This is a genomic window from Paenibacillus peoriae KCTC 3763 (assembly GCF_000236805.1).
Classification (GTDB): Bacteria; Bacillota; Bacilli; order Paenibacillales; family Paenibacillaceae; genus Paenibacillus; species Paenibacillus peoriae.
Map to the genome: position 1 here is coordinate 532,546 of NZ_AGFX01000041.1, position 12,197 is coordinate 544,742.

Annotated in this window: 8 protein-coding genes; all 8 read right to left on the minus strand. The window is 46.3% G+C overall.

The features are described from left to right. Positions 1-16: 16 nt before the first annotated feature. Positions 17-1,852 (minus strand): hypothetical protein, encoded by a 1,836-nt coding sequence (locus KQI_RS0123625; RefSeq protein WP_010349356.1) that lies wholly within the window; start codon positions 1,850-1,852, stop codon positions 17-19. Positions 1,853-1,977: 125 nt separating this feature from the next. Next, a complete protein-coding gene (locus tag KQI_RS0123630; protein WP_010349357.1) occupies positions 1,978-3,702 on the minus strand; it encodes a hypothetical protein in 1,725 nt (574 codons plus the stop codon). 39 nt (positions 3,703-3,741) lie between these two features. Continuing rightward, entirely contained in the window at positions 3,742-6,060 is a 2,319-nt protein-coding gene (locus KQI_RS0123635; RefSeq protein ID WP_010349358.1) for a PKD domain-containing protein, read from the minus strand. Between the two features lie 17 nt (positions 6,061-6,077). Then, positions 6,078-6,464 carry a hypothetical protein gene (locus KQI_RS0123640; RefSeq protein WP_010349359.1) on the minus strand — a complete coding sequence of 129 codons (387 nt, stop codon included), beginning with the start codon at positions 6,462-6,464 and terminating at the stop codon, positions 6,078-6,080. Between the two features lie 3 nt (positions 6,465-6,467). Then, positions 6,468-6,887, minus strand: coding sequence for a hypothetical protein (locus tag KQI_RS0123645; RefSeq protein WP_010349360.1), 420 nt, complete (start codon positions 6,885-6,887; stop codon positions 6,468-6,470). A gap of 114 nt (positions 6,888-7,001) precedes the next feature. Next, the gene (locus KQI_RS0123650; protein WP_010349362.1) at positions 7,002-10,490 is read right to left on the minus strand and encodes a peptidoglycan DD-metalloendopeptidase family protein; all 3,489 of its coding nucleotides are present in this window, start codon (positions 10,488-10,490) and stop codon (positions 7,002-7,004) included. Positions 10,491-10,501: 11 nt separating this feature from the next. After that, entirely contained in the window at positions 10,502-11,551 is a 1,050-nt protein-coding gene (locus KQI_RS0123655) for a hypothetical protein (RefSeq protein ID WP_010349364.1), read from the minus strand. Between the two features lies 1 nt (position 11,552). Next, positions 11,553-12,170: an S-layer homology domain-containing protein gene (locus tag KQI_RS0123660; RefSeq protein WP_010349365.1), complete on the minus strand. Its 618-nt coding sequence runs from the start codon at positions 12,168-12,170 to the stop codon at positions 11,553-11,555. Positions 12,171-12,197 lie beyond the last annotated feature (27 nt).

Here is a 12,197-nt window from a genome sequence, read left to right on the forward strand (position 1 = left end):
CCTTTAACCCTGCAGGTTAACTGTTCTTAACAAGCGTTTCCTTCAGAATACCCAAGCCGATCGGAGCGAATGGACTAATGGTAGCCAACGTGAACGGACTCACAGGTGTATCCGCCAAGGTGTAACGGTAAATCTGCTTGTACTCGTAGGTGGCCAAAACCTCTTCATCCGCTTTCGGTGCTTTGCCATCCAGGAATGTGATTTGCTTGGTTTCCAAATCCAATGTGTAATCCGTGCCGAATTTGACCTCAACACAATTGACTTTGATTACCAGATTGAATGGTGTACCATCATCTTTTAAGGAAGGCTGATGAGATAAATGGAACACCTTGTTTTTCCCATCACCTGTGCCCAGAATTTCATGATCTGTCGTCTCTACGACCTCCAGCTCATCGAGCTGAGAGATATTTTTCGGATGAACAGCATAGCACTCGTCCAGCTTACCGACAAAGCCGTCATTGGGATGGACCACATACATAGGAGAAATATGGTATTTCCCGCTGTACACCGAAGGGTTAAACCGGGACTCACCCGCGTCCACCTGCTTGTCATGTGTAATGAAAGCGAGATAATGCTGCTGGTAATACGTTCCGCCAATGGACTGTTGAAGCTGTACCGAGCTGTTGCCGTTCGAGGTATTCAGTCCATAGTCTACGTATGTGGCGCCCAGCTTCATATCCTTTCTCCATTTCACTTCGTCCTTTTCCCGACATCCGGAGATCAGAACGTGATTTTTTCGTGGCGATTTGCCAAGCGTGGTCATTTTGCCAATGTAAAGGGGTGCAAAGTATGTGTTCTCAGGACCAGAGGTAGGATCGGGACGCAGGAACATGACAATACGGTCTTTGTTGAAGTTTCCCCAATAATATATGCTGGAGTCTCGCTGCCAGCCCCGTGTATAATTATCCAGTGAAGTAAAGGACAGGGCTGTTGGCAACGAAGGATAAATATAGTATATGCAGGAGTATACAGCGTCCATTAAGCTCGCTCCGGAATCCGGATCAAAGTTCCGGGCTGTCACATCCCCGAAATTAATCATTTCTGTTCCCGTACCCGCCAGTACTCTGATGTAAGAAGCATGAAGCTCACTGCCAGCGTCCGGTGCTTTAACTGTCGTCGGGATTTTAATCGTATTCGTTGCGTAGTCAACCGTAAAATCGGTAGGAGAAACCTCTACCTGATTAATATACAGCCGAACGCTTCCTGCCTTGATGGTCGTATCAGAAGGGATTTTAAATTCTCGACGGGTTCCGTCTCCATCAGGAAGGATGGATTCCGGATCGCCTACCCTTACTCCGTTATTGACAACTTCTACAATTTTTTCCGAGCGCACATCATCGAAGGTAAAGAAATATAATCGCTTGGGCAGACTCGGAGCATTAGCAGCAGGCGCATAGGATACGGTAAATTGATCGCTTGCCAGTGCTGCCTTATTGAGCTTAAATACGCCACTGTAAGGTTCAAAGGTATATTCCGTCTTCTGAACGTATACGCCATTCTTGTATAGCATCTCAGAGTCCGGCTCTACAGGACGTACAACAACCTGCAATTGCGTGTCACTGCCTTCTAACCGCTTAGCCTCCCCAAGTACGGAGTTTTGCGAGATGAAGTCCATCTCTCCCGGCTGTTTGACCGTCCCGCCGTAACCAAAAGCCATACCGAAGTTGCGAATCTGACCGTCACTGCCCGTGGATCTGAACAATCGAACGTCAGCGAATTTAGTCGCCGTATTTCTAGGGTTCCCGGTTACTGCCCGGTATTTAATAAATGTTTTCCAGCCATGAGCATTGAATTGTTTCTCCAATTCCTGCGGAAACAGTTGAAAAGTAGCATCTCCATCAAACCACGACACAATCAATCACCTCTAATTTTAAATTAGCCAAGCTACAACTATTGGGTAGCTGGTTATATTTTTATCTATTGCAAATTAAGACAAGCCAATTCTCACTGAACTGAATTTCCGCTTCTATTCGATTACTACACCGGACATTTCACTAAATATTTCCATTGTGTAGATTCGGTATTTGAGCTTACGACTACCTTGATGCTCGTCACTCCATTAACTGGCTTATAGTCGAACTCCAGTTTACCTTTATTAGCAACGAGACCACTTGTAGTAGCGATTAATTCATTCTGATAATACACATCCATTCGGTCAGCCTGACCGTACATATCGTATTCAATGACCACTTTGCCTGGTTTAGAGCCCATTTCATGATTCTTCTCTGTAAGCTTTCCTCCCCCGGATTCATTCACTTCACCACATTGTATCGTGTCCGGAGGCAAGGGGGGTTTTATTTCATTTCCTTCATCATCTACTGTGTTCACATACAAGCCAATGCCCGCGGATCTGAATTGAGTGCCTGGTTTTTTGGTCAATGGGGAAATTCCATCTATCAGGAAGTAGCGATACACATCAAATTCATTTGGGCAGTTCGCCCGCTTGACTCTTAATTTGTTGGCATTAAAGGAAAAGGCTGCCAAGGCGATCGCATCTTTTAACGTACCGCGCACACCCTCTTCGGGATGAATCACGTATACTTTGGAAGTATGCACCTTCCCACTGTAACGAGAAGGATTGAAAGTGTATTTGTACAAAGGATTTTCAGCATTATTCCAGGCTCGCGGATAATCCTTCTTGCCGTCAACAGAGGTTCTGGCCGGCGGCATGAGATTGGGTGGCGAATTCCAGGAAAGATAGTGGGCTTGATATCTCGCACCCTGCTTGGCGCGGTTAACCATAATATTATCCAGACCATTAGCCGGCAAGGTAGGATATGATTTTAATAAAGGCATAATATGAGGCTGTTTGGCTGTGGTATCGTCAAAGTCATACGTAGCGACTCCATTCACCGTATCCCTGATCGGAACCGTTCCTGCAAATAAAGCATATACGCTATCGCCTTCCTCGACCGGGTCCAGCTTGCCAAAGTAGAGCGGAATGATCGGAACCAGATTGTTTTCTGGAGCCGGTACATTATCACACTGAATGGTAAAAAAGAAATTCGTGTCTGAAAGTGTCCCTTTTACGGAGATTTCAGAATCATTCCACCAGTTTGTGTTTTGAACAGGGTAGTTAAAAGAGCTGTTGTAGTAAGACTCCATCAGCTTGTAGCGCAGACCTGCTTGCATGATTGGAGACTGCATTCGCGCGCCTTCTGCTCTGGTCACTGTAAACATGGGGCTGCTACTCGTCGTCTTCCACGCAGATTCCTCTACTTCAATATCCAGCGCTGCCCGAAGCTGTCCGGCTTCAGAATTATCGTTCCAGGCCAGTACAAGATCCGCACCGTCTGGCTTTAATCCTTTCAAATCCTCCAGCATATACACATATAACGTATGGGACAGCCGGTATTTGCGGAATTCATTCGTTGCCCATTCCCCAAACTGCTTGTAGGAATCTTTATCCGGGCGCTTCACATAATCAGTCAGTCGAGGGTACCATGTTCCGGCGATGGCGATACCGAAGCTTTGATTTTCCTTATTGGAATATATAAAATGTTCGGCAACCGTGATCCGATAATTTGTATAGTTCCTCACTAAATCCGAGGGATGGGTAATATTTGCATCAAAAATGACCCTTTTGTAATTGGCCGAGACTTTCCAGCCTGCGGTAGCGAGCAACTCTCCCATACGGGGCTGTAAGTCCGATTCTGTTACTTTTGGAGTAAATGCTGCTGCTGTCGTATCAATGAATGACATTTGTTTCTCCCCTTTCTTTGAATTACGATTTGTTCTTTGCTACTTAACTACGTCAATGTCCGCTGACGCCGTTCCTGTCTGTCCCAATTCATTCGTTACGGTGAAGGTAACGGTATACTTTCCCTCTTTATGAAAAGCAAAGCGGGCGTTATTCACCGTACGACCTTCTGGATTTGCACCATCTGAAGCAAACCAGTTGAATATAAGTATCGTAGAATGATTGTTATAGGAAGCAATCAATTCCACTCCCTCCCCAACTTGGACAGAAATATGGGACGGAGTTAGGGATACAACGAACGGAGGCGGCGAAATAGGTAGACGTTTTTCCGGCCTTCGAAGATTTCCAGCCTTCAAAATACCGATGCCTGCTGGTCGATAAGGTGTCGCTGCCCGTTTGGTCAATGGTGATATGCCCTCTGTCAGATAATAAGAATACGTCTGATGCTTAGGGCCCTCTCCATCGGTGCAGTGTTCATCAACGGCCTCCAGCTCATCCCCGTTCATTATAGTTAAGGGTGACAGTAAAATAACATTTCGTAGTGTTCCGTGTGTACCATCTTCCGGATGTATTAATAAAGCTCTCGAAGAATGGACCTGCTCCGTGTAGCGGGATGGATTAAACTCATATTGATAGGCATTGCTCATATCGCTGTTGTTCCAGGCTCGGACATGCTTGGCACCCGTCGTGTCCTCCCGCAAGGGAGGCATCCTGTTCGAAGGAACATTCCAGGCAAAATAGTACGATTGATAACGCGCACCATACTTTGTTCTCTTGACCATGACAGAATCAATACCGTTACTCGGGTGAGCAGGATATTCTTTCAAGATCGGCATAAGCACATCCTGATGACGTTTGGGATCTGTATCATCATAGTCAAAGCGGGCCGATTGACTGAGCGCATTCTCTAAACTCAAGCCGTCTTTTGCAAAGGCAGTTCCTGCGAATAGAGCGGCTGTAGCACCCGCATTTTCTGTATAGATTTGAAGATCCACCCAGACCCTTGCGGAAACTGGACTAAAGCCATCAACTCCGGAAGAAGCAAACACTTCCAAATCAAATGAATTCTTACCATCCACCCCGTATACGGAGAACTCTCCAAGATACTCTGCCTTATCTCTGGAGTCGGCAGGGGTATGGGCTTCTGTGGTTCGCAGCTTTACAAGCTCCTGACCTGCAATACGCAGAGATATATAGTCTGACTCCGCAGCCACATCTCCCGATAACCACACCTTCATCGTCGATCCGGTATTAACCATAGGACTATCCGAGAAAAAGGTTGCTTTGCGAGCTTCCTCGCCGCCATTCAATTCAAACATGCAACTCTCGTTCATGATTGAATTTGTATTGCTCTGGACATCAAAGTCGCCCATATAGATCGGGATCGAAGGTACTGCATTACGCTCCCAGGCAGGTGCCGTATCTGCCAGCAAAACCAGCATGGCAGACTTTCCATCGACGTAGCCTCTAAGCTGGACCTTGCTGTCCTGCCACCAGTTGGTGAATTTCACATTCATGGAGGCCACCTGTTCATAACGATCCAGTTGTGGAATCCGTGTCCGCGAAGCAACGTAAGGCGATTGATAAAATTGAGGAAACTGATGCGTGATCCTCCATTGAAGCGCTTGGGTTTCCTCGTGCAGCCCCCACATGGAGGATTGAATTTCTACGTCCAAAGCAAGCCGCTTGAAATCAGCGGGTTGTTCCCAGCCCACAATCATTCTGCTCGTATTCACGAACTTTTCCAATTGATAAAAATACATCGTATGACGCTCAAACAGGTTGGCCTCTTCGATCTTTTGTACAGCCCAAGAGAATATACCATCAGATTGCGGCTCCAGCTGCGTTCCCCAATCAGCATGCTTCCTGTGAATAGCGAAAGGGATTTTTGAGCCTGTATTGTGCAGCTTTTCCTTCACACTGCCCAGCATAGCTACGCCAAAAAGATGCCCCGATACATTTCGCAAAATATAGTGCTTGGCTACAACAAATTCAAATTCCTCCGAGCCGTTCAGATCACTGTAATAAACAGCGGCCTCTCCTGAAACTCCCGACGCGAAGGTAATACGTTGTCCGCCATCCTTTTTCACTTCTGCTGAATAATAGGAAGATGGCATAAGCTCGTCATCCAAATACACATAGTAGTCATCCTTATGCGCAAGCTTGGGAATATCTACATAGGAGCCCGCGAGTGGAAGAGAGAAGCGCTGAATCACAGGTTTGGTCAATCTGCTTGAATACACGACCTTATGAAATTCATCCACCATATCCCATCCGTTTTTAGAGCAAAGGCTCACAATCTGACTCAACAGCTGGTCTTCGTTAACGAGCATGTCCAGCCAAGGACTATCCTCTGGCATGATGTTTCACCACCTTTCTATTGGAGCATTTGATAGTTCACCCATATATCCTTGTTCCTGCCGCCTTCATTAAAGAACTCAAAACGAAATTCAGTCCCCTTCGGACAAGGAATAACGGCGGTAAAATACATGCCTTCAGGCAGGTCCTTCGTGAAGATACGTTGGCATATCAGCTTATCTCTCACATATAAATTCCAATAATCACTGGACTCGTAAAAGGACGCTCCCACAGCTACCGCAAGCAGTTCGCAATCATGACTGACTTGCATTGTGCTTTCTACCCTGCCAATTCCTCTCGATTCAATTCGGTTGCCCACAATGTACGGTCTGGTCTTCGTTGGCATAAAAGGCGGGTCCAAACGCCCGCCTACCATATAGCTTGCAAAATTAGAACCACTGGACAACGATTACACCGCCCTTACATAATCAAGAGTCAGATTTTTGAACAAGCCATTTTCCCGGATAATGCTTCCCCGTATAGCGTTTAACGTCAGAATATTAGCCTCTTCTTCCATTTCTGCGTTCAGGGTTGTGGAGGCTTCAAATTCAATAAAAAATCCGGTCACCTGCAACAGATCGTCTCGATACAGCGTTAGCCGTTCCGACAAACCGTTATCATAGGTGTACAGCACTGACGTTACCAATGCAGGATATTGTGGCATTTCACGGGCCATATCGATGGTAATGACATTGGGCTCCTCCTGAGCCTTTTTATCCAACAAACCGTCCGCCTGACCCGCATGTACTCTTTCCTTGCGTACTTCACGTCGAATCAGATCAATAATCGGGAATACCTCGTTGGAATTCGTAAAATTCTGGTTCTCCAAAGTTCACACCTCCCCTTCTCCTTCAATATAAGAAAAAGGAAATGACAATTAACGCAGACTGCGTAATGTCATTTCCTTTGCTTGTGCTATGGATTATAGATTATAACGTCAAAATCAGGATGTTGCAGAAAGAGCCGACCAGGTTAACTCCAGATAGTTGACCATGCCACATTCATTACCAACCAGCCTGTTGCCCTTGATCAGATAATATCCCGCATTACAGTTATGGTTGTCATATACATAACACCCGTCCAAAAGCTCTATGTGCGGGTTGCCCAGAATGACCATATTTTTGGTGCGGGCTTGTCTTTTCATATCAAAAAATACTTTATTCGCTATCTGCTGCTTGAGATCGCGCATGGATGCCTCATCCTGCTCTTCAATCCATGGCAGCTGTAATCCCATGGTTCTCATGTTCCCTTTGGTGGCGAGAATCAGGCTTTTATCCAGAAAATGCTCTGTTAACCCTGCAGAACCAGTAATCATCAGATGATTACGAACACGCGAATAGTCGGTAGAAGACGTCGTTTCAAGCAAATGATCATCTGTAAGGCTCCATTTGGGACGGGCTACCTGATCCCAATCCGGAGTATCCAGAAAATCCATCCGTTTCAATACAAACGTTCCGTAGCGATTACATCTGACATCATAAGGCAAATCCTGCATGAGCGTTTGTATAGCATCTGATGCCCTGGTCCCTGCTTTGAAGGATACCTTGGCTACGACAGGACTTTTCCAGCCTTCTGCCGTTTTTATACGTTCTTGATCTTGGGGAATCGTCTGGAGTTCCCCTGTCTTGGGATCAAATCTCATATAGGAGTGATCGCCCTTCTTCACATCAACATACTCCGTTTCGTCTATATCCAAATCAGGGTATTTGCAATCTTCACTGTGCACACGCCATGAATCAAGACCGGCTGCAACCACAATATCCTTTACAATGCTGGACTTCATCCAGGCAAAGGCACCGCCGTCCCCGGCATACGCTTCCTCTGGAGGGTAGATCATATCCTTATACAATACAAATTCCTCCAGCATGTCATAACGGTCTACAGAGTGAAACGTAAGCGTTCTTCTCTTGGCATCCTCCTCAATTTCACCCTTGATCATGCCTGTAAATACACGTACCAGCTCATCGCCATAACCTGCATAAATACGGATCGGAGTCCCTTCACTAATCAGGTGCCGCCGTTCTCCCTCCTCCCAATAGGTAAATTCATTAGACGACTGCTTCTTTCCATCAGAGAATGCAGCGTATTGTTCCAGGAATGGGGAATAGATCCCTTTGGCATTATTTAAAGTTATGGAGGCTGAGCTCGAGGACATATCCATGTGAGAATAAACCTCCCAGTTCATCACATCCCGTTCCAGTGAAACGGTATCCTCATACTGAAATCCGCCGACATCATACCATTTCTCCCTATACGTATCTGCGATATGGGTGGCAAACTGCTCAATGGAGTAATCATGGAAGGCATATTTTACCTCTGCAATATATAGCCCGCCACTAGATACGGAAAACCGTAGTCTGTTCGTCGTATCATCCTCGGATACGCCGCGTACCCGGGTATTTTCCCATTGTTCGATGCCGCCTGGCAGTATGCTTTTTATATATACATCCATATCCGTTTCATTATGACAGGTTACAACATAATCCGTGTACTCACTCAAATGGTTATGGCTATAGGAGTTAACATTCGTAGAAATCCCCTGATCAGTAACCTTGAGTACAAAGGCTTTGGAGCCATTGGAGATCATTATTTTCCCTTGTGTTCCCTGATCGGCCTTGATTCGGAACTGCATCGTAATTGGAAATTTGTTGATCTTCCCAGCCCGTTCAATCCCAGCCTCTCCCCGTGTGGTGGATATTTTCTGCTGATTTCCCAGATCCGTCACCACTACCTGCTGATCGGGAGTCCAATTGTTGATTGTGCACATCGGGTCTTCAAACGTCCAGACTGTTTTGGCCGAGATGGATTCCACATCAAATTCTCTGGCTTTCAGTAAAGTGATCCCGAAATTCCCCCTTGACGCCTTGGAAGGATTCGACATGGAAAATTCAATTTTGTGGTTTCCACCAGTCACTGGAATAGAGGGAGGATAAGCCAGTCCATTTTTGGCATTGACCCCTTCAATGGTCGCAACTACATGGTCGTCCACCTTCACCTCTACTCTGTCCTCGATATCCATATCCGAAACATAGGCCCAGCTCAAACAGCCTGCCTTGAACCAGTCATGCACAAACGTAAATTTCTTCACTTGGCCTGCCCCGCCTGTTCGTTGAAAACCTAGAACATTACGGACCTGATTAGGCGTTTCATTCGTGAAAAATTGCGTGGCACCTACGATATCCACAAATTTCAAAGGGTCCAGACTCGTTTTTTGAGCCGTAAAATCCTTGAAATACGATACCTTTTCTGTGGTTCGGTTGATCTGGTAGGACGGAATGGATTGATCTACTTCTGAATTTGCGCTGCGAGTTCTTCCGTCCCCCCACTGCTTGATTTTTACAATGACAGGTTTTCGCCCAAATTGGAGGCTTTTCTCCGCATTTTCCATTAAAATCTCAATGCGTTTGCCCTTCGTGGAGCCAGCCGTATCATCGGCCACATATTCGCCCCAATTTTTCCCCTCTATCCATAGCTCAACCTTGCTTCCCAAAGGAATGACAGAAGGATCGACAGCGATAATTTTGTAGTCCTTCCACTGCCGTACATCTGTTCCGCCTCTGGTAATGCCTTCAGAGTTTGCAGGATTCACATAATAAGCCCACGCTTCCATGCTATATTCGGTGTAGGGTTCGACGGCGCTAGCTTCCAATGATGAAGCAGCCGCGCTTTTGTTCTGAACAGCCGTATCCAGCGTTCGAATGGGCAATTGTATGGCTTTTTCCCCACGCAGGAAAGCTTCGGGGTTCAAATCCTTGCCATCCTTGCGAACCTCAAAATGAAGATGTGCTCCATCCCCGCCTTCACTGCTATTCTTGTGACCCGAGTTCCATCCTATAGCAATCGGGTCTCCAGCCTTCACATGATCTCCAACCTTGACCATCATGGCACCCGGTTTCAAATGACCATAACGGGTCGTCCAGCCATTGCCGTGATCAATATATACAGCGTGGCCGTAACCCTTTACGGCACCAGCCGCAGTGATTTTCCCATCCCATACGGCATGGATGGTATCTTCCTTGTCACAAGCCAGATCCAATCCCTTGTGATGAGGGCGCTTGGAGTTCACTGAATGGTGACGGCTGGTAACCAGCATGCCCTGAATGTGATTCGAATCAGTAACATGTTCACGCATTTTTGCACTTGAAAGGATCGGCATGGACATAGGCAGATTGGAGAGACGTGCTATCTCGCTAATCTTTATTGCTTCCTGTTCACTTGTCAGTTGGGTCACACCATCAATGGATAAAAAGTCTTTAACGGACGTATCTTTTACATATTGAACGACATCTTGGTTTGGTCGCGATCCACGGACATAGGACATTTTGTCCAGTTCAACAATGACGCGTGGCTTACGGCCCAGAGCCTGTGCACGCTTCATCATGGATTCAAACGATTGGTTAGAGAGGTTACGCACATTGGATACAAAAGTCATTTTTTCATCTCCTATCTAAATTTTTCCAGAGCCCATTCTATGAACCGGTTTAAAAATACAACGGCTTCCGCACGTGTAATACATTTTTCAGGCTCCAGCGTATTGTTTTCATAGAGTGGAAATACGTGGCTTCCATCTAGGAACTGCTCACTCATCAAGTCCATAACAGCCTGCTCATACCATTGGCCTGAGAAGGTACTCCGATCCTGTATAGTTCTCTGTGGATACGCACTGCTCTCCAATCCATGGTCGGTATATCTGTTATAGATATCCACCCGCATCTGTTGAAGAAGAACAAGAAACTGTGCCCTTTTTATACGAACATCCGGAAAGAAACGATCATGATAGCGGGCGTGAGCAGTACTTGCAACAACGATCTCCTGTTTGAATTGCACCCTCCCGGCATCACGATAGTTATATCCGACAATGGCGGTAAATCCGTTATAGTTGAAGGGAAGATATACAATTCCTTGATAAATCGCAAATACATCCTGTCTAAAGCCGAATGCCTTCTTTATAGCTTCACTTGGAACTTCGTCCGCCAGAATCTGCACCAGCAGCCGCTTGAGCTTGGTTCCCAGAACCGTGACCGTCTCCGGCTGATATTTCGTTTGGCTCTGATAATCAGCCGCCATGGACAAGGTCGCAGAAGGCAGGGAAATCGCACTTTCGTCCGTCCCAACATAAGGCCTATGAACACAGCCATCCTCCTGATAAGCGGGTCTGCCATATGCGATGCATAGCACCTCAAGTCCGCCAGGCAGAGGATGGGGCATCGTTATCTTTTCGTTCTCCACTTTTTCAGGCTGCATCTGAACTCCATCGATGAGAACAAAAACCGGATTTTCAATATGCACCTGATAGCCGGGAATGGCAAACTCCTGTTGACCATCGGACGTGACATAGCGCTTGATCATGCGTTCATGTCCTGGTTCAAAAGTGTCGTAGGGCAGCCCCTCTATAAAGCTGTGCTCGCTTGGAGCATCCAGACCTAATCGTGCCATATCCAGCATATCTCTATAAAACCAATCCAGCGGGTCTACATCAATCCAGCGTTTCATCTCAATGCCCCCTTAGAATCTGGTCCACATACCTGTAGGACCTCATCAAAAAGGTGATTCCCTCTGCCCGGGTACAGCTCTCGTCCGGTCTGAAATAAGGGCTTACCTCGCCTTCAGACGCAGGGATGGTGACCATACCGCGCTGCTCCATTTCCTCGATATAGGTGGATGCCCAATGGCCTTTGAGGTCCATGAATTGGCTTTTGCTGCGGGAATCATCACTTTGCTTGCGAATAAGTGACATTTGGACTTGGATGATATATTTGGTTTCCATCTCCGCTGTTTGAATATCTGGTTGACCTGTCACAATCCCCAGGTAAATGGTGCCTTTTTCATCATAATATTTGTGCTCTGAGCCTATAAAAGATAGCCAGTCCGCGTATTCCTTTTTAGAGTAAAATAAAAGTGTCAGGGTAGCGGTATAATGTGAGGTTCCACGATTGACCAAACCTGCCGAGTGGGAAAACGTCTCATGAACATATGATTTCAGGTTCGGAGCCGGTGGCTTGTACTCATTGATTAGCTTAGCCTTGACCTCGACAAAACGAATTCCGTTATCGTAAAATAGTCGCTTTTTGTAGATCATATCTTCTGATTTATGGGGACTTTGCTGCGTCAAATGTATACCTCCTGTCCTTAAAAATGA